Source organism: Pseudomonas sp. MWU13-2862 (genome assembly GCF_023242495.1).
Taxonomy (GTDB): domain Bacteria; phylum Pseudomonadota; class Gammaproteobacteria; order Pseudomonadales; family Pseudomonadaceae; genus Aquipseudomonas; species Aquipseudomonas gingeri_D.
Genome location: NZ_JALMEZ010000008.1, coordinates 41,543 through 63,449, shown reverse-complemented (window position 1 = coordinate 63,449; position 21,907 = coordinate 41,543). Strand labels below are relative to the sequence as shown.

At 61.8% G+C, this 21,907-nt stretch carries 19 protein-coding genes; 6 read left to right on the top strand and 13 right to left on the bottom strand.

All coding sequences use genetic code 11. The features are described from left to right. Positions 1 to 46: 46 nt before the first annotated feature. From lon to cmoB, 5 genes are all read left to right on the top strand, one after another. Positions 47 to 2,479: an endopeptidase La gene (gene lon / locus M5C56_RS15850; protein WP_103494380.1), complete on the top strand. Its 2,433-nt coding sequence runs from the start codon at positions 47 to 49 to the stop codon at positions 2,477 to 2,479. A gap of 263 nt (positions 2,480 to 2,742) precedes the next feature. Continuing rightward, positions 2,743 to 3,135, top strand: coding sequence for a protease inhibitor I42 family protein (locus M5C56_RS15845; RefSeq protein ID WP_103494381.1), 393 nt, complete (start codon positions 2,743 to 2,745; stop codon positions 3,133 to 3,135). A 1-nt stretch (position 3,136) separates the two neighbouring features. Then, entirely contained in the window at positions 3,137 to 3,772 is a 636-nt protein-coding gene (locus M5C56_RS15840) for a lysoplasmalogenase (protein ID WP_103494382.1), read from the top strand. A 246-nt stretch (positions 3,773 to 4,018) separates the two neighbouring features. Further along, positions 4,019 to 4,795: a carboxy-S-adenosyl-L-methionine synthase CmoA gene (gene cmoA / locus M5C56_RS15835; protein WP_177099630.1), complete on the top strand. Its 777-nt coding sequence runs from the start codon at positions 4,019 to 4,021 to the stop codon at positions 4,793 to 4,795. Further along, complete coding sequence (cmoB, locus tag M5C56_RS15830) at positions 4,792 to 5,748, top strand: tRNA 5-methoxyuridine(34)/uridine 5-oxyacetic acid(34) synthase CmoB (RefSeq protein WP_103498515.1); 957 nt, start codon at positions 4,792 to 4,794, stop codon at positions 5,746 to 5,748. Before cmoA ends, cmoB begins: the two co-directional genes overlap by 4 nt. A 161-nt stretch (positions 5,749 to 5,909) precedes the next feature. Here the strand turns inward: cmoB and tadA are convergent, their stop codons facing one another. From tadA to treP, 7 genes are all read right to left on the bottom strand, one after another. Further along, on the bottom strand, positions 5,910 to 6,401 hold the full coding sequence (gene tadA / locus M5C56_RS15825; RefSeq protein ID WP_103498516.1) for a tRNA adenosine(34) deaminase TadA: 492 nt from the start codon (positions 6,399 to 6,401) through the stop codon (positions 5,910 to 5,912). Then, a complete protein-coding gene (locus M5C56_RS15820; RefSeq protein ID WP_103498517.1) occupies positions 6,401 to 7,777 on the bottom strand; it encodes a multicopper oxidase family protein in 1,377 nt (458 codons plus the stop codon). The genes tadA and M5C56_RS15820 overlap by 1 nt, the downstream gene beginning before the upstream one ends. An 88-nt stretch (positions 7,778 to 7,865) precedes the next feature. Then, positions 7,866 to 8,156, bottom strand: coding sequence for a PTS transporter subunit EIIB (locus tag M5C56_RS15815; RefSeq protein WP_103498518.1), 291 nt, complete (start codon positions 8,154 to 8,156; stop codon positions 7,866 to 7,868). A gap of 2 nt (positions 8,157 to 8,158) precedes the next feature. After that, positions 8,159 to 10,696: a phosphoenolpyruvate--protein phosphotransferase gene (gene ptsP / locus M5C56_RS15810; RefSeq protein WP_103498519.1), complete on the bottom strand. Its 2,538-nt coding sequence runs from the start codon at positions 10,694 to 10,696 to the stop codon at positions 8,159 to 8,161. Between the two features lie 63 nt (positions 10,697 to 10,759). After that, entirely contained in the window at positions 10,760 to 11,983 is a 1,224-nt protein-coding gene (locus M5C56_RS15805) for a carbohydrate porin (RefSeq protein WP_103498520.1), read from the bottom strand. Between the two features lie 100 nt (positions 11,984 to 12,083). Further along, entirely contained in the window at positions 12,084 to 13,733 is a 1,650-nt protein-coding gene (treC, locus tag M5C56_RS15800) for an alpha,alpha-phosphotrehalase (protein ID WP_103498521.1), read from the bottom strand. 82 nt (positions 13,734 to 13,815) lie between these two features. Continuing rightward, the gene (gene treP / locus M5C56_RS15795) at positions 13,816 to 15,258 is read right to left on the bottom strand and encodes a PTS system trehalose-specific EIIBC component (protein ID WP_103498522.1); all 1,443 of its coding nucleotides are present in this window, start codon (positions 15,256 to 15,258) and stop codon (positions 13,816 to 13,818) included. 226 nt (positions 15,259 to 15,484) lie between these two features. Between treP and treR the strand changes: the two genes are divergently transcribed. Further along, on the top strand, positions 15,485 to 16,189 hold the full coding sequence (gene treR, locus M5C56_RS15790; protein WP_103498523.1) for a trehalose operon repressor: 705 nt from the start codon (positions 15,485 to 15,487) through the stop codon (positions 16,187 to 16,189). A gap of 19 nt (positions 16,190 to 16,208) precedes the next feature. Here treR and M5C56_RS15785 read toward each other — a convergent pair whose 3' ends face one another. From M5C56_RS15785 to M5C56_RS15760, 6 genes are all read right to left on the bottom strand, one after another. Further along, complete coding sequence (locus tag M5C56_RS15785; protein WP_103498524.1) at positions 16,209 to 16,727, bottom strand: DNA-binding protein; 519 nt, start codon at positions 16,725 to 16,727, stop codon at positions 16,209 to 16,211. A 4-nt stretch (positions 16,728 to 16,731) separates the two neighbouring features. Then, positions 16,732 to 17,010: a hypothetical protein gene (locus M5C56_RS15780; protein ID WP_103498525.1), complete on the bottom strand. Its 279-nt coding sequence runs from the start codon at positions 17,008 to 17,010 to the stop codon at positions 16,732 to 16,734. Positions 17,011 to 17,278: 268 nt separating this feature from the next. Next, on the bottom strand, positions 17,279 to 18,856 hold the full coding sequence (gene guaA, locus M5C56_RS15775) for a glutamine-hydrolyzing GMP synthase (RefSeq protein ID WP_103498526.1): 1,578 nt from the start codon (positions 18,854 to 18,856) through the stop codon (positions 17,279 to 17,281). A gap of 105 nt (positions 18,857 to 18,961) precedes the next feature. Further along, positions 18,962 to 20,431, bottom strand: a complete 1,470-nt coding sequence (gene guaB, locus M5C56_RS15770) for an IMP dehydrogenase (RefSeq protein ID WP_103498527.1) — start codon at positions 20,429 to 20,431, stop codon at positions 18,962 to 18,964. Positions 20,432 to 20,513: 82 nt separating this feature from the next. After that, entirely contained in the window at positions 20,514 to 21,062 is a 549-nt protein-coding gene (locus tag M5C56_RS15765; protein ID WP_103498528.1) for a sugar ABC transporter ATPase, read from the bottom strand. Positions 21,063 to 21,116: 54 nt separating this feature from the next. Then, entirely contained in the window at positions 21,117 to 21,884 is a 768-nt protein-coding gene (locus M5C56_RS15760) for a sulfite exporter TauE/SafE family protein (RefSeq protein WP_103498565.1), read from the bottom strand. Between the last annotated feature and the right edge of the window lie 23 nt (positions 21,885 to 21,907).

The window sequence follows — 21,907 nt, the reverse complement described above, 5'->3', positions numbered from 1 at the left end:
GCGGCTCGCCCCATCTAACTGGCATATATCACTGTGCAGGTGCCCCATGAGCGAGCAGCAGGAATTCCCTGAACATCCGACCCTAGAGGCCGACACCGAACACACCCTTGACGACGCCAACGCCGCGAGCGCCTCCGGCACCGGCCTGGCCCTGCCCGGGCAGAACCTGCCGGACAAGGTCTATATCATCCCGATCCACAACCGCCCGTTCTTCCCGGCCCAGGTGCTGCCGGTGATCGTCAACGAAGAACCCTGGGCCGAAACCCTGGAACTGGTGAGCAAATCCGATCACCACTCCCTGGCGCTGTTCTTCATGGACACGCCCAGCGAAGACACCCGCCATTTCGACACCAAGGCCCTGCCCGAGTATGGCACTCTGGTGAAAGTCCACCACGCCAGTCGCGAAGGCGGCAAATTGCAGTTTGTCGCCCAGGGCCTGACCCGGGTGCGCATCCGCACCTGGCTCAAGCACCATCGCCCACCGTACCTGGTGGAAGTCGAATACCCGCACCAGCCGAGCGAGCCGACCGATGAGGTCAAGGCCTACGGCATGGCCCTGATCAATGCGATCAAGGAGCTCTTGCCGCTCAACCCGCTGTACAGCGAAGAGCTGAAGAATTATCTCAACCGTTTCAGCCCCAACGACCCGTCGCCGCTGACCGACTTCGCCGCCGCCCTGACTTCGGCCACCGGTAACGAGTTGCAGGAAGTGCTCGACTGCGTACCGATGCTCAAGCGCATGGAAAAAGTCCTGCCGATGCTGCGCAAGGAAGTCGAAGTCGCGCGGCTGCAAAAGGAAATCTCCGCCGAGGTGAACCGCAAGATCGGCGAGCACCAGCGCGAGTTCTTCCTCAAGGAGCAGCTCAAGGTCATCCAGCAGGAGCTGGGCCTGACCAAGGACGACCGCAGCGCCGACGTCGAGCAGTTCGAACAGCGCTTGCAGGGCAAGGTCCTGCCGGCCCAGGCGCAAAAGCGCATCACCGAGGAAATGAACAAGCTGTCGATCCTCGAGACCGGCTCGCCGGAGTACGCCGTCACCCGCAATTACCTGGAGTGGGCCACCGCCCTGCCCTGGGGCGTGTATGGCGAAGACAAGCTCGACCTCAAGCACGCGCGCAAGGTCCTCGACCAGCACCATGCCGGCCTGGATGACATCAAGGCGCGGATCCTCGAATTCCTCGCGGTCGGCGCCTACAAGGGCGAGATCAGCGGTTCCATCGTGCTGTTGGTGGGGCCGCCGGGGGTGGGCAAGACCAGCGTCGGCAAATCCATCGCCGAATCCCTCGGGCGGCCGTTCTATCGCTTCAGCGTCGGCGGCATGCGCGATGAAGCCGAGATCAAGGGCCACCGCCGCACCTATATCGGCGCCCAGCCGGGCAAGCTGGTGCAGGCCTTGAAAGAGGTCGAGGTGATGAACCCGGTGATCATGCTCGACGAGATCGACAAGATGGGCCAGAGCTTCCAGGGCGACCCGGCCTCGGCGCTGCTGGAAACCCTCGACCCGGAACAGAACGTCGACTTCCTCGACCACTATCTGGACCTGCGCCTGGACCTGTCGAAAGTGCTGTTCATCTGCACCGCCAACACCCTGGATTCGATCCCGGGTCCGTTGCTGGACCGGATGGAAGTGATTCGCCTGTCGGGCTATATCACCGAGGAAAAAATCGCCATCGCCAAGCGCCACCTGTGGCCCAAGCAGCTGGAAAAAGCCGGTGTCAGCAAAAGCAGCCTGAGCATCAGCGACGGTGCCTTGCGGGCGGTGATCGACGGCTACGCCCGGGAAGCCGGGGTCCGTCAGTTGGAGAAACAACTGGGCAAACTGGTGCGCAAGGCGGTGGTCAAGTTGCTGGACGCGCCGGACACGGCGATCAAGATCGGCAACAAGGACCTTGAAGCCTCGCTGGGCATGCCGGTGTTCCGTAACGAGCAGGTGCTCTCCGGGGTCGGTGTGATCACGGGGCTGGCCTGGACCAGCATGGGTGGCGCCACCTTGCCGATTGAAGCGACTCGCATTCATACGCTCAACCGGGGGTTCAAGCTCACCGGGCAACTGGGTGAGGTGATGAAGGAGTCGGCGGAGATCGCCTACAGCTACGTCAGTTCGCATCTGAAGCAGTTTGGTGGCGATCCGGAGTTTTTCGATAAAGCCTTTGTGCATTTGCATGTGCCAGAGGGCGCAACGCCGAAAGACGGTCCGAGTGCCGGGGTGACCATGGCCAGTGCGTTGCTGTCCCTGGCGCGCAACCAGCCGCCGAAAAAGGGCGTGGCCATGACCGGTGAGCTGACGCTGACCGGGCATGTGCTGCCGATTGGCGGGGTGCGGGAAAAGGTGATTGCGGCGCGGCGGCAGAAGCTGTTCGAGCTGATCCTGCCGGAAGCCAACCGTGGGCATTTCGAGGAGTTGCCGGATTACTTGAAGGAAGGCATTACCGTGCATTTCGCCAAACGTTTCTCGGATGCGGCGAAGATTTTGTTCTAATTCTAAGCAGCAGGCATCTGGCTCGCCCGTGAGATTTCCAGCGTTCTCACGGGCCTCTTCGCGGGCAAGCCCTGCTCCTACAGGATTATGTCGTGCACAAGTTTTGCGTTCGACGATGAACTGTAGGAGCAGGGCTTGCCCGCGAAGCTTTTGGCGGCAAGCACCGCGTCTACAGGACAGTACTCAGTCTTGCTTCACAGGCATTAGTGCAACGCCAGCTCCACAGGTTATGCTCGGTCATCGCTGTAACAACTGGAGACACTATGACCCCGACTCGCCTGCTGCTGCCGTTAAGCCTCGCCTTGCTCGCCGCCTGTGCCCAGCAACCGCGCCAGAACGTGACGCTGGAAAAACAAAGTGACTGCCCGATGCAACTCAAGACCGGGCAGAACATGATCCTCAGCCTGCCCAGCAACCCCACCACCGGTTTTCGCTGGGCCATCCAGGACTCGGCGGGCGGCGTGCTGAAAAGCCTCGGCCCGGAGGTCTACCACAATCCCGACGACAACGGCCTGGTGGGCAGCGGCGGACAATCGACCTGGCGCTTCCAGGCCTTCGCCGCCGGCACCGGGCGCCTGCGCCTGACCTACCAGCAACCCTGGGAACCGGAAGCCACGCCGGCACAAAGCTTCGACTGCCCGATCACGGTGAACTGACATGCCTTGGCTGATCCTCGCCCTGATGGGGGCTGCCGCGTTCCTCTATGGCGTGAGCATCGAGCTGCCGATGCTGTGCCTGCTGACCAAGCCGGTACCGGTACTGGTCCTGCTCGGCTGGTTGCACGATGCGCCGGTGACCGATTATCGCCGCTGGATCGGCCTGGGTTTGATCTTTTCCCTGCTGGGAGATGTGCTGCTGGCCTGGCCGGGCGATCTGTTCGTGTTTGGCCTGGGCGCGTTTCTCGTCGCGCACCTGGCTTATCTCAAGGCTTACCTGGGCGACTGCCGTCGGTTGGCGCCATTGCCCTTGTTGCTGGCCCTGCTGATCGGCGCCGGGTTGCTCGGCATCCTGATGTCCAAGGGCCTGGGCGACCTGCTGATCCCGGTCACGGTTTACGCACTGGCCATCAGCGCCATGCTCTGGCGCGCCCTGGCCCGACTGGGTACCGATGTGCCCAAGCGCTCCGCCCTGCTGGCGGCGGCCGGCGCCCTGACCTTCGCCTTCTCCGACAGCCTGATCGGTATTGATCGCTTCGTGGTCAAGTTCGCCGCCGCGCCCTACCTGATCATCATTGCCTACTGGCTGGGACAATGGGGCATTGCGGCCTCGGCCTTCAGCCAGAAGCCGCGCTGAACGCAGCCTGCTCCTCTGCTCCTCTACTCTTCTGCCCTTCTGCCCTTCTGCCCTTCTGCCCTTCTGCCCTTCTGTAGGAGCGAGCTTGCTCGCGATGAACGCAAGGACACCACTGGCATCCAGATACCCCGCGTTATCGTTGACGCCCATCGCGAGCAAGCTCGCTCCTACAGTTTTAGTTTTCGGGGCGTGCAGGCTTGGCGTTTTATCCGACAAAGCGCGCATCGCGGCGCCAACTTGGCTAAAATGCCGGCCTTTTCAGCATCCGCCGGAACCGTCGTGAGCAAAGAACCCGATCGCCTTTTCGCCCAGCCCCTGGCCCAGGTGCCGGACTTCGCCTTCAACGAAGACGTGGTGCGGGTCTTCCCGGACATGATCAAGCGCTCGGTGCCCGGCTACCCGACCATTGTCGAGAACCTCGGCGTGCTCGCCGCGCAGTTCGCCCAGCCCCACAGCGTGCTCTACGATCTGGGCAGCTCCCTCGGCGCAGTGACCCAGGCCCTGCGCCGTCACGTACGCAGCGACGGTTGCCGGGTTATTGCTGTGGATAACTCCGCGGCCATGGTCGAACGCTGCCGCCAATACCTCAACGGCCAGGACTCGATGTTCCAGGAGCTGCTGCCGGTGGACGTGATCGAGGGCGATATCCTCGCCCTGGAATTCCAGCCGACCTCGGTGGTGGCGCTGAACTTCACCCTGCAATTTATCGCTCCCGAACAGCGCCAGGCCCTGCTCGGGCGTATCCGCCAGGCCTTGCTGCCCGGCGGCGCGCTGATTCTCTCGGAGAAACTGCGCTTCAATGATCCCGAAGAACACGCGCTGCTCACCGACCTGCACGTCGCCTTCAAGCGCGCCAATGGCTACAGCGAACTGGAAATTGCCCAGAAACGCAGCGCCATCGAAAACGTCATGAAACCCGACAGCCTCGAAGAGCACCGCGAACGCCTTCTGGCCGCGGGTTTCTCGAAAGTCGTGCCCTGGTTCCAATGCCTTAACTTTGCCTCGTTGATTGCCCTGCCATGATCGATCTGTCTCCCCTCGCCCGCCGTCTGGCTGGCACCCCTTTGGCCGAATGGGCCAACGGCCTGCAAGCGCAACTCGATGCCCGCATGGAAAAAGGTCATGGCGACCTGGAACGCTGGCAGAGTGCGCTCGATGCGCTGCCGAAGATCCAGCCGACCCAGGTCGATCTGCTCAACGGCCTGACCCTGGACACGGATTGCGACGAGGCCACCCGCGCGCAGATGCGCACGGCGCTGATGGGCTTGTGCCCGTGGCGCAAAGGCCCGTTCGATCTGTTCGGCGTGCATGTCGACACCGAATGGCGCTCGGACTGGAAGTGGTCGCGGGTCGCCCCGCACCTGGACCTCAAGGGCAAGCGCATTCTCGATGTCGGTTGCGGCAACGGCTACTACATGTGGCGCATGCTCGGGGCCGGCGCGGACACGGTGATCGGGGTCGATCCGAACTGGCTGTTCTTCTGCCAGTTCCAGGCGGTGCAACGTTACTTGTCGGAGCCGTCGGCCTGGCACCTGCCGTTCCCATTCGAGGACCTGCCGGCCGAGCTGGAAGGCTTCGACACGGTGTTTTCCATGGGCGTGTTCTACCATCGGCGCTCGCCCATCGAGCATTTGCTGGCACTCAAGGATTGCCTGGTCAAAGGCGGCGAACTGGTGCTGGAAACCCTGGTGGTGGAAGGTGACGAGCATCAGGTGCTGATGCCGGAAGATCGTTACGCGCAGATGCGCAATGTCTGGTTCCTGCCGTCGGTGCCGGCGCTGGAACGCTGGCTGCGCCGCGCCGGGTTCAGCGATGTGCGCTGTGTCGATGTGAGCGTGACCACGGTGCAGGAGCAGCGCGGGACCGAGTGGATGAAGTATCAGTCGTTGAGCGACTTCCTGGATCCGGAGGATCACAGCAAGACCATCGAAGGGCTGCCGGCGCCGATGCGGGCGGTGATGGTCGCCCGCAAGTAGGCGGTGTCAGATCTGACGCCTTCGCGGGCAAGCTCCGCTCCCACAGGTTTTGTGTCGTACACAATATTCCGATTCGACTCAAATACTGTGGGAGCGGAGCTTGTCGGGACGCCGCACCGCCGCGAAAGGGCCCTCAAGACAGGCCCCCACAACAACCCTACTCAGGACTTGCTTCTGCGGGCCTTGAAGAACTCGCTGAGGATCGCCCCGCACTCCTCAGCCAGGACGCCGCCTTCGAACAACACCCGGTGATTGAGAAAGTCCTGGGTAAAGAACTGCCCCTGGCTCTGCACGATCCCGGCCTTGGGTTCCAGTGCGCCATAGACCACCCGTGCAATCCGCGAATGCACGATCAACCCGGCGCACATGCTGCACGGTTCCAGGGTCACGTACAGCGTGCTGCCCGGCAGCCGGTAGTTGTCGAGCGCCTGGGCGGCGGCGCGGATGGCGACCATCTCGGCATGGGCGCTCGGATCGCTGCCGCTGATCGGGCAATTGAAGCCACGTCCGATGATCTCGCCGTCCTGCACCAGCACCGCGCCCACCGGCACCTCGCCCAACAGCGCGCCCTGGGCGGCCAGCGCCAGGGCTTCACGCATGAAGTCCTGGTCGCGGCTGCGGTCGATGATCGGCGCCGGCCGTATCTGACGCATCAGGCCACCTCGATGGCGGCCATCAGGCCGGTTTCCATATGGTCGATCACATGGCAATGGAACATCCACACCCCCGGGTTATCCGCCACCAACGCTACCCGCGCCCGCTCGTTCTTGCCCAGCAGGTAGGTGTCGGTGAAGTATGGCGTGATCGCCTTGCGGTTCGAGGCGATGACCTTGAAGCTCATGCCGTGCAAGTGGATCGGGTGCTGATACTGGGTCATGTTCTTCAATTCGAAAATATAGCTCTTGCCCTTCACCAGCTTGGCGATGGGTCGGTCGGCGCAGGTCTTGTCGGTGATGTCCCAGGCCTTGCCATTGATCTGCCAGAGACTCGGCGGCTGGCCATTATCGACGTTCACCGAAACCGAGCCAACCCATTCGAAATTGAAGTTGAGCTTTTCTGCGTTCGCCAGGTCCGGCTCGGCTATCGGATTGGCCGGCAAGGCCTTCGGCCAGTCGGTCGCCATGCCACTGTCGGCCACAGAGCGAAAGGTCGCCAGACGCACCGGACCGTTACGCAGCGATAGCTCTTCACCAGCCGCCGGCGCCTTGATCGCCAGGCAGATGCGCATCCCCGGTCCCAGCCAGTATTCCTTGCCCAACGGACGCGGCTCCACCGGATTGCCGTCCAGCGCATAGATCTGCGCTTCGACACCGGGGATATTGAGGCGGTAAGTCAGGGTGTTGTCGAGGTTGAGCAGGCGAACCCGGGTGATCTGTCCGGCCGGTAAGTCGACCACGGCTTGCGACACGCCATTGACGGTCGACAGGCGCCCCGCCGTGCCCCCACGCGCGGCTTCACGGGGAATGCTGAAAGGCACGAAGGCGCCAGCTTCATCGACGTGCCAGCTTTTCAGGCTCAAGGTGCGTTCGTGCTGGAAACCGCTGGGCTCGCGCTCTTCGACGATCAGCGGGCCGACCAGCCCGCGCCCCAGTTCCTCACTGCTGTTGACGTGGGGGTGATACCAGTAGCTGCCGGCGTCCGGGACGCGGAACTTGTAGTCGAAGTATTCACCGGGCAATACCGGCAGTTGCGACACGTAGGGCACGCCGTCCATTTCCAGCGGCAGGCGGATACCGTGCCAGTGAATGGTGGTGGCCACCGGCAGGTGGTTGATAAAGCGCACCCGCAGCCACTCGCCCTGACGCACCCGCAACTCGGTGCCCGGCGCCGACGGGCCGAAAGCCCAGGCCGGGGTTTGATGCCCGGCCACCAGCTCGACGTCCAGGGGCGCGGCGATCAGCTCATAGTCATGGCCGGCATCGGCGTCGGCCATTTTCCCCAACCAGTAACGCGATGCACCGCCGGCGCCAACGCCCACCACTGCAAGACCGGCCAGTCCACCGAGTATCTGTCGACGGGTAAAGGACATGAACGCAACCACCTCACCTATTCAGCCGCGCACCAGGGCGCGCAAAAGGCGAATACGATACACCCGCAGTTGCGAAATCGTAAGAAAATCAGTCCAGGCCCAGCAACAAATGGGTCACGCCACCGGCCAATATCATCACCCCGGCGACACCCGCCGCCCGCAATGCCGACTGATCGATCCGGGCACTGTCATTCAAGGCCACACGCAGGCGGGTCAGGGCCACGCGCTGGTGGGACTTGAGATTGCCTTCGCCACCCAGGGCCGCGACGATCTCCGGGCGCAACGCCTCTTCTGCCGCGGCAACCGGCGTACTCGGTTGATCCGCCACCAGGTCCGGTGTCAGGGCTTTCCAGAATGCCCGTTGAAATTTCTCGAACATGTTCAGTTCTCCAGGACCCGCGGCTGCAGCGCCGTGGTGTGTTGATGATCGAGCAGGGCTTCACGCACCTGCCCGGCGTTTTCCAGGCCAAGAATTCGTTGGGCCAACACTTGGCACTCCGTCAACTCGACCTCGCGGACCGCCGCCTTGATCGCCGGAATCAGCGGTACGCTGACCGACAGTTCATCCACGCCCAAGCCCAGCAACACCGGCACCGCCAGGGCCTCGGAGGCCAGCGCGCCACACACGCTGACCGGCTTGCCATGGGCATGGGCGGCTTTCACGGTGGTGGCGATCAGGCGCAATACCGCCGGGTGCAGGCTGTCGGCCTGGCTCGCCAGTTGCGGGTGATCACGGTCCATGGCCAGGGTGTATTGGGTCAGGTCATTGGTGCCGATGGAAAAGAAGTCCACCTCGGGGGCGAACAGATCGGCCATCAGGGCCGCCGCCGGCACTTCGATCATGATCCCCAGTTTCGGCAACGCCTTGAGGCCCAGGGCCAGGGCTTCATCCTCGAGGAACTGGCGTGCCTGCCGCAACTCGGACAGTTGGGTAATCATCGGCAGCATGATGTGCAACTGGGTCAGGCCGGCACAGGCGAGAATCCCCCGCAATTGCTGACGCAGCAGTTCCGGGCGTTGCAGGCACAACCGAATCCCGCGCATGCCGAGGAAGGGGTTGGCTTCAGTGTCCATCAGCACATAGGCCAGGGGTTTGTCGCCACCGACGTCAAGGGTCCGTACCACCAGATTGCGCTGGGGCCCCAGGGCCCGGGCAATGGCCGAATAGGTCGCTGCCTGCTCCTCGACACTCGGCGCGCTCTGACGCTCCAGATAGAGAAACTCGGAACGCAGCAAGCCGACCCCCTCACCGCCCAGGGTCAACGACTGCTCCACCTCTTGCAGCGAGGCGACGTTGGCGGTCACCTCGAAATGGTGACCGTCACGGGTACGCGCCGCCTCGGACGCCTGCTCCTTCTCGCGCTGGTGACGCTGGCGTTGCTCCTGGCGCTTGACCAGCAGGCGTTGCACATCCGCCTCATCCGGCATCAGGTGCAGGCGCCCGAGGTCGGCATCGAGCAGCACCTGGGTACCGGCGGGCACCTTCAGGACCTCGGCGGGCAAACCGCAGAGCGCCGGCAAACCGAATGCCCGGGCCAGGATCGCCACATGGCTGGTCGCCCCACCACCGACGGTGACGAAGCCGAGGACCCGACGGGTATCGAGTGCGGCCGTTTGCGACGGGGTCAGTTGCTCGGCAATCAGGATGGCGTCGTCCGGCATCTCGGTGACCCGCTCCTCGACCCCGAGAATCAGCCGCAGCACACGCTGGCCGACGTCCTTCAAATCCAGCGCGCGCTCCGCCAGCAAGCTGCTGCCCAGGCGTTCGAACAAGGCGCAGGTGTCCTCGGTGACCTGGCGCCAGGCGAACGCCGCGCTTTTACCCTGGGCGAGCAGGACCCGGGCCTGCTCCAGCAGGCTCGGGTCTTCCAGCAATTCCTGATGCGCGCGGAAAATCTGCGCCTGGGCGCTGCCCTCGGTGTTGTCCCGCAGCCGCTGCAAGGCCTGGGTCGCCTCGTCCAGAGCCCGTTCGAGCGATGCGCGCTCATGGGGCTCGTCGGAACCGAATTCCGGAACTTCCAGCCGCTGTTCGGCCACCTGCACCACCCGACCGAACGCCGAACCCGGCGAAGCACAAACGCCGCGCAACAGGCTCGGTGAAGACGCCTCGACCACCACGGGGATATCGATCACCGCCGCAGACTCGACCGACTCACCACACCCCTCGGCCAGCAAGGCCGCCAACACGTCGATGGCGGCCTGGGCATCCTCGCCCACCGCACTGACCTGCAACACATCGCCACGCACCGTCTGCAAGGCCATGATCGCCACCAGGGACTTGGCATTCGCGCTGTCCTGGCGCCGATGCACCACGATGCTCGCGGCAAAACCCTTGGCCGCCTGGGCCAGCACCGCCGCCGGACGGGCGTGCAGACCGTTGGCGTTGGGCAAGGTCACGGGGCTTGAGAACAACGCCTCGCCTTCCTCTTCCACCACCGGGCCCGCCGATGCGCCGTTGTGCTCGATCCGCAACAGTGGCGCGCCGCTTTCAATCAAACCACTGGCCGGAGCCAGCCGGGTAAATGTCTCGCCACTGACCACCAACACCAGGGTCAACAGACTGCGGGCGTGCAAGGCGATGTAGTCGACATCGAACTCGATCAACGCCTGCCCGGCCGTCACCCGCTCACCTTCGCGGACCAGGGCGGTGAAGCCCTTGCCCTCAAGCTGCACGGTGTCCAGGCCGATATGCATCAGCACCTGCACACCCTGGTCATCGGTAATGCTGATGGCATGGCCGCTGGCCTGGACATTGCTCACCACCCCGGCCAACGGTGCGCAGAGCACCGCGGAGGTCGGGTCGATGCACAGGCCGTCGCCGATCATGCGACTGGAGAACACCGGATCAGGCACCTGATCCAGTTCGATCAGCACCCCGGACAGGGGCGCGAGCAGTTCCAGGGAAGAGGTTGCGGTCATGACATCACCTTTATCATTGTTCTTTGAAGCGCCGGCGCGGCGAAGGCCACGCCAGCATAGGACTTATTCCCACCAATACTCGACCTGCACACCGAAATTGGAGCCATGCAGGGCGCTGCCGAAACTACCGGTATCGGACAACGCCGACCCCGCATCGAACTGATTGGCCGCACGCTGGGCCGCCGCGTTCCAACTGGCATAGGTGTAGTAGAGGCGTATCTCGGGCCGAGTCCAGAAATCCGGACCTCTGGGTGACCAGGTAGGGGCGAAGGTAAACTTGCTGAGCTTGCGGGTACCGCCCGGCGCCTCGATCTGGTCATGGCCCAGTTCGGTCACCAACTTGAACTGCTCGGTAATGGCGTAGGTCGGACGTACCCCCAGGGAGATCCAGTTCTGGCCCTGGCCGTCGGGACGAATGTCCTTCTGGTACACGGCCTCGATCTGCCCGCCGAATTGTCGGGTGATCTGCCAGTCGAAAAACTCGACCGCGCGGTAGCTCTTGTTGCTGGTGTCCAGGGTCGGATCACCGGTGTAGCCCAGCCCGGTACCCGGCCCCTCGCCGTATTGCAGGGCGAACTTGTTCTTGCCGCCGAGGAAGTTCTTCTGCACATGCTGCGCGGTGATGGCCCAACCCTGGTGGGTATCGCGGCGATTCGGTGCATCGAGGTAACTGGCACCGAGCTCCACTTCGCCATCGGTATTGGTCTTGAAGCCGGCGACGTTGAAGTCGTGACGATTGATATAGTCCTTCTGGTACAGGTTGTCCTTGCGCGAGAAGGCATAGCTGTATTTCAGGTCGCCGATCTTCACATTCTCGATACCACCGCCCGTGGCGCTCTGGTTCCAGTAGTAGAAGTCGGAGATATGGATGTCGTTACGCTTGTAGTAACGCCGCCCGGCCCACACCGAGCCGCCATTGAGCGAGGGCAGGTTCGACCACTTGGCGAACATCTGCGGCATCCGCACCGTGCCGTTGTCACCGTCGAAACTGGGATTGTGATCGTACTTGTTGTACAGCGACGCCATCCCGTCGACGCTGACCACCGACCCGTCATCGAGTTTCAGCACGTCCTGGCGCAACTCAAGTTCCCCGTACTGTTCACACTCGTTACCCAGGCGATACTTGGATTGCGCACCAGGCAAATGGAAACAGCTTTGCGAGCCGCCGCCGGTCGAACCGCCCAGGCCGCTACGCAAGTAACCGGCGAACTCCAGGGCCTGGGCCGAGAATGGCAACCCCAGGCATACACAAGACACCACAAGACCGCGATTTATTGTTGTTTTCATTGGCTCCCCCATTATTTTTATTGTGTAGTGCTTGTTGATTATCGGGCGCGGCTCTCCCGCGCACGATTTGATGCGAACGGCATTTAATGAATGAAACGTCTTACTTTTCTGACAGGTGCAATACAAAAGATTCGTAAGGTTTCAGCGACAGATATCGGCTACGCGGCACGTCGTCGATGTAGTTGCCGATCACCAGACGCTGGCTCTGGCCGTCGATGAAAACGCCTTCGGGCAACGCCACTTCGCAAGGCTCGGCATAGAAGTTGTTCACCACCAACAGTCGCTCGCCCTGCCCTTCCCGCACATAGGCCCAGACCCGTGGATGATCGGGCAACAACTGGCGGTAGACGCCGTCCACCATCAGCGCTTCGCTGCGCCGCAAACCAACCAGGGCGCGGTAGTGATGCAGCACCGAGCCGGCATCGTCGAACTGCTTGTCGACGTTGATCCAGGCCGCATTCGGCGGCACATCGATCCAGGGTTGGGCCGTGCTGAAACCGGCATTCGGCTGCGCATTCCATTGCATCGGCGTGCGACTGTTGTCGCGGGATTTCTGCATGATCGCCGCCATGCTCCGGGCTTCGGACTCGCCGGCCTCGCGCTTGAGCCGGTAGATGTTCAGGGTCTCGACATCGCGGTACTGCTCGATGGACTCGAAGCCCGGATTGGTCATGCCCAGCTCTTCGCCTTGATAGATGTACGGCGTGCCCTGGAGGAAATGCAACGCGGTGGCGAGCATCTTCGCCGACACGTCCCGGTATTCACCGTCATGACCGAAGCGCGAGACCACCCGCGGCTGATCGTGGTTACACCAGAACAACGCATTCCAGCCACCACCGGCCTGCATGCCGGTCTGCCAGTCGGAGAGGATGCGCTTGAGTTCGAGGAAATCGAAATCGGCGCGAACCCATTTCTCCATGTTCGGATAATCGACCTTCAGGTGATGGAAATTGAAGGTCATCGACAGCTCGCGGGACTGCGGATGCGAATAGCGGATGCAGTGCGCAAGGCTGGTGGAGGACATTTCGCCGACATTGATCAGGTCATGGCCTTCGAAGACTTCGCGATGCATTTCCTGCAGGTAGTCGTGCACGTTCGGACCGTCGGTGTAGAAACGGCGGCCGTCGCTGGCGTCCTCGGGAAAGTCGGCGGGCTTGGAGATCAGGTTGATCACATCCAGGCGGAAACCACCGACACCCTTGTCGCGCCAGAAGCGCATCATCTTGAATACTTCCTGGCGCACCAGGGGATTGTCCCAGTTCAGGTCGGCCTGGGTGTGGTCGAACAGGTGCAGGTAATACTGTCCGGTCTGGGCTTCGTACTCCCAGGCATTGCCGCCGAACTTCGACTCCCAGTTGTTCGGCTGGTCGCGCCAGATGTAGAAGTCCCGGTACGGGTTGTCGAGGCTGCTGCGGGCCTGGCGGAACCATTCGTGCTCGATGGAGGTGTGGTTGACCACGATATCGAGCATCAGCGTGATGCCACGCTTGCCGGCTTCGGCGATCAGCAGGTCGCAGTCGGCCATGGTCCCGTAGCTCGGGTCGATGGCGTAGTAGTCGCTGATGTCGTAGCCGTTGTCACGCTGCGGCGAACGCAGGAACGGCGTGATCCACAGGCAATCGACGCCCAGCCACTTGAGGTAGTCGAGCTTGTCGACCACCCCCAGCAGATCGCCGGTGGCCTGACCTGAGTGGCTGTAGAAACTTTTCGGATAGATCTGGTAGATCACCGAACGCTGCCAGTCTTGCATGGGGATTCCTTGGTAGTGCCAGTGGTAGCTGTGTGGTGTTTTGCGGCGTCAGCGCGAGCACCCTTGCGCTGACGCCGCCGGCTCAGGCGACGCGGTAGCCGGGCCGGACGATTTTCAGGCTCAACCCGCAGGTCAGCACGAACGGCACGACCATGGCGATGACCATGCCGACGATAAACATCGGGATGTATTGCGGAATGATCGAGATAAAGCCCGGCAGGCCACCCACGCCGATGGCCGAGGCCTGGACCTTGTTCAGCGAGAGGAAGATGCTGCCCAGCGCCGAACCGATCAGCGCGGCATAGAACGGAAACTTGTAGCGCAGGTTGACGCCGAACATCGCAGGCTCCGTGATCCCGAAGTAGGCGGAGATCGCCGAGGTCGACGCCATGCTGCGGTCCCGTGCATTGCGGCTCATATAGAACACCGCCAGTGCCGCGCTGCCCTGGGCCAGGTTGGACATGACGATCATCGGCCAGATGAAGGTGCCGCCCTGGGTGGAGATCAGTTGCAGGTCCACCGCGAGGAACATGTGGTGCATGCCGGTGATCACCAGTGGCGCGTAGAGCAGGCCGAAGATCGCGCCGCCGAGCACCGGGGCCACATCGAACAGCATGACCACGCCTTCGGTGATCAGGATGCCCAGGTGACGGGTCACCGGACCGATGACCGCCAGGGCCAACACGCCGGTCACGACGATGGTGGTAATCGGCACCACCAGCAGTTGAATGGCATTCGGCACCCGCGCCCGCAGCCATTTCTCGATGACGCTCATGACATAGGCGGCCATCAGGATCGGCAGGATCTGCCCTTGGTAGCCAACCTTCTCGATCCGGAACCAGCCGAAGATGTTGAAGTACGGCAGGCTCTGGCCGTCCAGGCCGGCGACCGCCTTGCCGTAGTTCCAGGCATTGAGCAGGTCGGGGTGCACCAGCATCAGGCCGAGCACGATGCCGAGGATTTCACTGCCGCCAAACCGCTTGGCCGCCGACCAGCCGACCAGGGCCGGGAGGAACACGAAGGAGGTGTTGGCCATCAGGTTGATCAGGCTCCACACGCCATCCAGGGACGGGTAGGCCTCCAGCAGGGTCTTGCCGTCGATGAACATGCCCTTGGCGCCCATGAGGTTGTTCACCCCCATCAGCAGGCCGGCAATGATCAGCGCCGGCAGGATCGGCATGAACACATCGGAGAACACCCGCACCAGACGCTGTACCGCGTTGATCTTGTCGGCGCTCTTCTGCTTGACGTCGGCGATGGTCGAGGCGGCCAGCCCGGTGATTTCCCGCAAGGCGGCGTAGACCCGCTCCACTTCCCCCGGACCGATGACGATCTGGAACAAGCCGCCGGTGAAGAAGGTGCCTTTCACCAGGTCGATATTGGACAACGCGGCCTTGTCGACCAGGCTCGGGTCCTTGAGGGCCAGACGCAGACGGGTGACACAGTGAGCGGCCTGCTCGAGGTTTTCAGCGCCACCGAGGCCTTGCAGCAGCTCGCGGGCGATATTCGGATAGTCGTGGCTCATGCTTTTCTTCCACTGTTTCTTGTTATTGGAGGGTGTTGGCAGCACACAGGAATGAAAAATACTCGTCTGTACGAGTTAAAGCAATAACTCGTACAGACGAGTTATGGGTTTATCGGTAAAAGATCCGACAAATGGACAAAGTTTCGGCCTGCCCTTAAGGTTCAGGATCACAGCACATAGCGTCGGCTACCCTGTTGGCGAGTACTTTCGATCCAGAGCGACCAGCATGAGTAAATACAACCAGATCTACAGTGATCTGCTTGCCAGCATTACCACAGAGCAATTGGAAAAAGGCGCCCGACTGCCGTCGGAAACCGAACTGATGGACAGCTACCAGGCCAGCCGCGGCACCGTGCGCAAGGCCATCGAGCAACTGCAGGAACGCGGTTTCGCCCAAAAGATCCATGGCAAGGGCACCTTCGTGCTGTCACGCAGCCCGATCGAGTTTCAATTGGGCGGCATCGTCAGTTTCCAGGAGGCCCACTCCAGTCTTGGCAGCAATATTGGCACCGAAGTGGTGGAGTTCAGCGAGATCCCCCTTGAAGGCCCGCTTCAGGAGCGCCTGGACGCCGAGCCGGGCAGTTCGGTGATTCGCATCAAGCGGGTGCGGCGGATCGACGGCAAGCGGATCATCCTCGACATCAACTATTTCGTCGCCGACCTGATCCCCGGCCTGACCCGGGAGATCGCCGAACAGTCGATCTATGCCTATATCGAGAAAACCCTGCAACTGAGCATCAGCTTCGCCCAGCGCACCATCGAGGCGGCCCGTTGCAGCCGGGACGATGTGCTGCACCTGGACCTGGATGGGGCCAGCCATGTAATCGTGGTGAAGAACCAGACGTTTTTGCAGGACGGCCGGCAGTTCGAATACACCGAGTCGCGGCACACCCTGGACAAGTTCTACTTTTCGGATGTGGCAAGGCGCTGAGCCGTTGATGTCGGGCGATTCATAGCACCAGCGCCAGCCACTCGGGGTTCACCGAGCCGAGCTTGCTGGTGGCTTTGGTGAGGTTGATATCCTGGGCCGCCTGCGCGGTTTCAATCATCAGGGGCTGAAGGTCATAACCCCGACCTTCGAGCCAGCCCAGGACTTCCGCCAGGTGCCAGACGGAAGCGCTGCCTTCGTGGACCGCCAACGGAAATGACGCGCCATGACTGAGCATGAGCTTGCGCATGTTCTGCCGCGAAACACCGACGATATCGGCGATATCTGAAAGGCCGACCAGGTCGGGCACAACCTCTATGAGACGCGCATCGGGGATAGCACGCTTGACGTCCTGCAAAGCGCTAAGCAATGCCTGAGCGGCGCTGTCGGCATCCCGGGAGAACTTCAGCGCCAGCCTTCCAGGGATTCCGCAGCCGATCAGTGAGTCATCGCAACCGCACTCAAACAAGAGCTCAATCAATACATCCGGATCGTTGTTCTGCTCCGATAGCTGGTACCTCAGGGTGAATTCATACTCCATGGGTCTACTCCTTGGGAGAAGCGATCAAGGGATCGCCATTAGCGTGGTTGATGACACAACCATCAACCACCCGCTGCAAATTGCGGGCATGACTGATCAGGTCACGCGGCGTACTCCATATGCTGGTGATACAGTGATCCTGGCAACGGCACAGCCCACTGTTAAACGGGCAGTACATCCTGCCCCAGGCATGCGAACCACCTACTTTGATTCGCCAGCCAAATTCCTCTGCATAACGCAGTACGCTCTCGATCTCCTTGATCGGGTGTCTTGTTCTAGCCATCCATAGCCTCCAGTCTTGCGCCACGCGCAATGGTTGTCAACTGACAACCAAATCCATTTATCGACAAAAAATGACTCGATCAGCACATCGATTCGGTGCTGGTTTCTTGAGTGTAGGGAGACAAAAAACTTCGGTAGATCAATGTGTTTGCGAGGTATTGCGAGGGCAGGCGAGGTAATTTTTCTTATGATCTGAAACGACAAAGGCGGTCGATACCGAGGTATCGACCGCCTTTGCTTCAACGCTTGAGGTTTACATCACGCGGGAATCATTCCCACTCGATCGTCGCCGGCGGCTTGCTCGACACGTCGTAGGTGACGCGGGAGATGCCTTCGATTTCGTTGATGATCCGGCCGCTGACGGTTTCCAGCAGCTCGTACGGCAGGTGCGCCCAACGGGCGGTCATGAAGTCGATGGTTTCCACCGCACGCAGGGCCACGACCCAGGCGTAACGACGGCCATCACCGACCACACCCACCGATTTCACCGGCTGGAACACCACGAACGCCTGGCTGACCTTGTGATACCAGTCGGCCTTGCGCAGTTCTTCGATAAAGATATGGTCGGCGCGACGCAGCAGGTCGGCGTATTCCTTCTTCACTTCACCGAGGATCCGCACGCCCAGGCCCGGGCCCGGGAACGGGTGACGGTAGACCATGTCGTACGGCAGGCCGAGTTCCAGGCCAAGGCGACGGACCTCATCCTTGAACAGCTCGCGCAGCGGCTCGACCAGCTTGAGGTTCATCTCTTCCGGCAGGCCACCGACGTTGTGGTGGGACTTGATCACATGGGCCTTGCCGCTTTTCGCGCCAGCCGACTCGATCACGTCCGGGTAGATGGTGCCCTGGGCCAGGTACTTGATGTTGTCCAGTTTGTTGGACTGGGCATCAAACACGTCGATAAAGGTGCGACCGATGATCTTGCGCTTCTTCTCCGGGTCCGACTCGCCGGCCAGGTTGTTCAGGAACTGCTCTTCGGCGTTGGCGCGGATCACCTTGACGCCCATGTTCTCGGCGAACATGGCCATCACTTGCTCGCCTTCGTGCAGGCGCAGCAGGCCGTTGTCGACGAAGACGCAGGTCAGCTGGTCGCCGATGGCCTTGTGCAGCAGCGCCGCAACCACCGAGGAGTCAACACCGCCGGACAGGCCCAGCAGGACGTTGTCGGTGCCGACCTGGGCACGAACGCTGGCGATGGCGTCTTCAGCGATTTTCGATGGCGTCCACAGTGCTTCGCAGCCGCAGATATCGAGGATGAAGCGCGACAGGATGCGACCACCCTGCTTGGTGTGGGTCACTTCCGGGTGGAACTGCACGCCGTAGTAACGCAGGTCGTCGTTGAACATGCCGGCAATCGGGCAGCTCGGGGTGCTGGCCAGGATGTGGAAGTCTTCCGGCATCCGGGTGACCTTGTCGCCGTGGCTCATCCAGACGTCGAGGCCGAACAGGCCGTCGGCGTCGACGTGGTCTTCGATACCCTCGAGCAGGAGGCTCTTGCCGACCACATCAACGCGGGCATAACCGAATTCACGCAGCTCGGAACCTTCGACCTTGCCGCCCATTTGCTCGGCCATGGTCTGCATGCCGTAGCAGATACCGAAGACCGGAACACCCAGGTCAAACACGGCTTGCGGGCAGCGAGGGCTGTTGGCTTCGTGCACGGACTCGGGACCGCCGGCGAGGATGACGCCTTTGGGAGCGAATTCGCGAATCGCTTCGTCGTCCATGTCGAACGGATGCAGTTCGCAGTACACGCCGATTTCACGCACGCGGCGAGCAATCAGCTGGGTGTACTGGGAACCGAAGTCGAGGATCAGGATGCGGTGGGCGTGAATGTCGAGGGCCATGAGTCATTCTCGTCAGTGAAATCAGAAACAACACGGGGCTGTCATCAACAGCCCCGGTTCAAATTCGTCAATCGCCTCCCGACCTCGGCCAGGAGGCGATCACTATCAACCTACGCGATAGTTTGGAGCTTCCTTGGTGATCTGCACGTCGTGAACGTGAGATTCGGCCATGCCGGCGCCGGTGATACGCACGAATTCAGGCTTGGTGCGCATTTCTTCGATATCGGCGCTACCGGTGTAGCCCATCGAGGAACGCAGGCCACCCATCAGTTGATGGACGATGGCGCTCAGGCTGCCCTTGTAGGGGACACGCCCTTCGATGCCTTCCGGTACCAGCTTCTCGGCACCCGCGGAGGAGTCCTGGAAGTAGCGGTCGGAAGAACCCTGGGACTGCGACATCGCACCCAGCGAACCCATGCCGCGATAAGCCTTGTAGGAACGGCCCTGGAACAGTTCGATTTCGCCCGGCGCCTCTTCGGTACCGGCGAACATCGAGCCCATCATCACGCAGGAAGCACCGGCCACGATAGCCTTGGACAGGTCACCGGAGAAACGGATGCCGCCGTCGGCGATCAAGGGTACGCCAGTGCCTTCAAGGGCGGCAGCGACGTTGGCGATGGCACTGATTTGCGGTACGCCGACACCGGCGACGATACGGGTGGTGCAGATCGAGCCCGGGCCGATACCGACCTTGACCGCATCCGCGCCCGCTTCGGCCAGGGCCTTGGCGGCGGCACCGGTGGCAATGTTGCCGCCGATCACCTGGACTTCAGGGAAGTTCTGCTTGACCCAGCGAACGCGGTCGATCACGCCTTTGGAGTGACCGTGGGCGGTGTCGACCACCACCACGTCGACACCGGCATGGACCAGTGCGGCCACACGATCGGCGGTGTCTTTACCGGTGCCGACCGCAGCGCCGACACGCAGACGACCCTGGTCGTCCTTGCTGGCCAGCGGGTAGGCCTTGGATTTTTCGATGTCCTTGACGGTCATCATGCCCTTGAGGGCGAACTTGTCGTCGACGATCAGGACTTTTTCCAGACGGTGCTTGTGCAGCAACTCGCGGACTTCGTTCTTGTTGGCGCCTTCGCGGACGGTGACCAGGCGCTCTTTCGGCGTCATCACTTCGCGAACCGGGACATCCATGCGGGTTTCGAAACGCACGTCACGGGAAGTGACGATACCGACCAGGTCGCCGTCATGCAGCACCGGCACGCCGGAGATGTTGTGCATGCGGGTCAGTTCGAGCAGTTCACGCACCGTGGCATCGGCCTCGATGGTGATCGGGTCCTTGACCACACCGGCTTCGAACTTCTTGACCTTGCGCACTTCGGCAGCTTGCTGCTCGATGGTCATGTTCTTGTGGATGATACCGATACCGCCTTCCTGGGCCATGGCAATGGCCAGACGGGCTTCGGTCACGGTATCCATGGCGGCGGAAACCAGCGGAATATTCAGCTCGATGCCACGGGTAAGGCGGGTCTTGAGACTGACTTCGTTAGGGAGTACCTCGGAATAACCGGGCACTAGGAGAATGTCGTCGAAGGTCAGAGCTTCTTGGCTGATACGCAGCATCGCGGGGGCTCCCGAGCGGGAAAATGGAAGCGCGCCATTATACTCAGATGGACCCTTGGGCTCAATGTAAACCTTGGCTTATTTAAAGCTCCACTTTTACCCAGGCGACGGGCTGATCCAGCCAGTCGGCGAACTCGTCGAGAAAGCTCTGCTTGAAGCCGGCTTCAGCCCAGTTATTGAAGATAAATCCGAGGTTGGAAAAGGCGCATTCCTGCAGGAACAGGAAACCGTTGATATCGTCTTCATGGCCGCACAGCGGGCAGATGAAGTTCTCGGTGCGCCCCGGCATCCACTCTTCGAGGCTGTCGAACAACGCCTCGCCGACTTCCTTGCGGCACTCGGCGCAGCCCGCCTCTTCGAGAAAGCCCTTGGCCGGGGTATAGATGCAGCGCTTGGTGACGATCTCCAGACCGTTGATCGGCTCATTGAACGGCAGCGCGTCGGGGTGCAGGACCACGCTGGCGGCGCCCGGGGCTATGGCATGGGCCATGCGGTTGCCGGTGCGACCGCAGGTGCTCAGTTGCTCCTCGATGATGTTCTTGCGCACCAGCCAGCGCACGACGGCCCGGGCCCGGGGTTCATGGACCGGCAAGGTGGAAATCTTCGGGACGATGATGCTTTGCGAATTCATGGGGACGGCCTGGAGCGTTTGCGACCCGGCAGCTTAATCCCTGAAACCCCGAGGTCAAGTGCTGAAGTAACGGGTGATCAGGGCAATTCCACTGGCCAGCACCAACCAGGTCACCAGGCGCACGAAGGCCTCACGCGATAGCCGGCGGGTCAAACGCCTGCCGATCCAGAGACCCAGCGCCATTGCCGGCAGCAAACAGACCGCCAACATCAATAAGGGTAGCTCGGCATAGACCCCGGCGATCACGAATAGCGACAGACGCACCACCGTGCTGCAACTGATCAGCGCACTTTGGGTGGCGCGGGCCGCGTCCTTGGGCAAGCGGCTGTTGAGGTAGATCGCGTAAAGAAAGCCGCCGCTGCCAAACAGCGCGCCGAACATTCCGCCCACCATGCCCATGGGCACCGCCCAACCCGCCGCCAGTTGGGTCGGTCGCGCCCTGACCAACAGGCTGTAGACCGCATAGGCGCTGATAAACAAGCCCATCAGCAGCAACAGGATGTCGGACTTGAGATTCAACAAGAAGATCACCCCCAGGGTGCAGCCCACCGCCATGCACGGCAACAACCGCAGCAACTCGGGTTTGGCGACATCCTTGCGCGAAGGCAGCAGATTGCCAAAGGCCGCGACGAAATCCAGCAGCACCAGCAAGGGCACGATTTTCGACAGCGGCATAAACAGGATCAGGATCGGCCCCGCCACCAGCGCCGTGCCAAAACCGGCCACGCCGAAAACGATATAGGCCAAGGCCACGCCCAGCTCCACCACCAGCCAATCGGTGGCACTGAACGGCCACTGGTTCAATAGGGCAACAAGACTCATGAAGAACACTTCCACAATGGGTT

Excerpts from the sequence above, each read along its gene's own strand:
- M5C56_RS15820 (WP_103498517.1), bottom strand. The coding sequence starts at position 7,777 with ATGTCCTTTACCCGTCGACAGATACTCGGTGGACTGGCCGGTCTTGCA.
- guaB (WP_103498527.1), bottom strand. The coding sequence starts at position 20,431 with ATGCTGCGTATCAGCCAAGAAGCTCTGACCTTCGACGACATTCTCCTA.
- M5C56_RS15815 (WP_103498518.1), bottom strand. The coding sequence starts at position 8,156 with ATGTTCGAGAAATTTCAACGGGCATTCTGGAAAGCCCTGACACCGGAC.
- treC (WP_103498521.1), bottom strand. The coding sequence starts at position 13,733 with ATGCAAGACTGGCAGCGTTCGGTGATCTACCAGATCTATCCGAAAAGT.
- M5C56_RS15845 (WP_103494381.1), top strand. The coding sequence starts at position 2,743 with ATGACCCCGACTCGCCTGCTGCTGCCGTTAAGCCTCGCCTTGCTCGCC.
- cmoB (WP_103498515.1), top strand. The coding sequence starts at position 4,792 with ATGATCGATCTGTCTCCCCTCGCCCGCCGTCTGGCTGGCACCCCTTTG.
- M5C56_RS15785 (WP_103498524.1), bottom strand. The coding sequence starts at position 16,727 with ATGGAGTATGAATTCACCCTGAGGTACCAGCTATCGGAGCAGAACAAC.
- M5C56_RS15780 (WP_103498525.1), bottom strand. The coding sequence starts at position 17,010 with ATGGCTAGAACAAGACACCCGATCAAGGAGATCGAGAGCGTACTGCGT.
- cmoA (WP_177099630.1), top strand. The coding sequence starts at position 4,019 with ATGCCGGCCTTTTCAGCATCCGCCGGAACCGTCGTGAGCAAAGAACCC.
- lon (WP_103494380.1), top strand. The coding sequence starts at position 47 with ATGAGCGAGCAGCAGGAATTCCCTGAACATCCGACCCTAGAGGCCGAC.
- M5C56_RS15765 (WP_103498528.1), bottom strand. The coding sequence starts at position 21,062 with ATGAATTCGCAAAGCATCATCGTCCCGAAGATTTCCACCTTGCCGGTC.
- M5C56_RS15805 (WP_103498520.1), bottom strand. The coding sequence starts at position 11,983 with ATGAAAACAACAATAAATCGCGGTCTTGTGGTGTCTTGTGTATGCCTG.
- ptsP (WP_103498519.1), bottom strand. The coding sequence starts at position 10,696 with ATGACCGCAACCTCTTCCCTGGAACTGCTCGCGCCCCTGTCCGGGGTG.
- treP (WP_103498522.1), bottom strand. The coding sequence starts at position 15,258 with ATGAGCCACGACTATCCGAATATCGCCCGCGAGCTGCTGCAAGGCCTC.
- guaA (WP_103498526.1), bottom strand. The coding sequence starts at position 18,856 with ATGGCCCTCGACATTCACGCCCACCGCATCCTGATCCTCGACTTCGGT.
- tadA (WP_103498516.1), bottom strand. The coding sequence starts at position 6,401 with ATGCGTCAGATACGGCCGGCGCCGATCATCGACCGCAGCCGCGACCAG.
- M5C56_RS15760 (WP_103498565.1), bottom strand. The coding sequence starts at position 21,884 with ATGAGTCTTGTTGCCCTATTGAACCAGTGGCCGTTCAGTGCCACCGAT.
- treR (WP_103498523.1), top strand. The coding sequence starts at position 15,485 with ATGAGTAAATACAACCAGATCTACAGTGATCTGCTTGCCAGCATTACC.
- M5C56_RS15840 (WP_103494382.1), top strand. The coding sequence starts at position 3,137 with ATGCCTTGGCTGATCCTCGCCCTGATGGGGGCTGCCGCGTTCCTCTAT.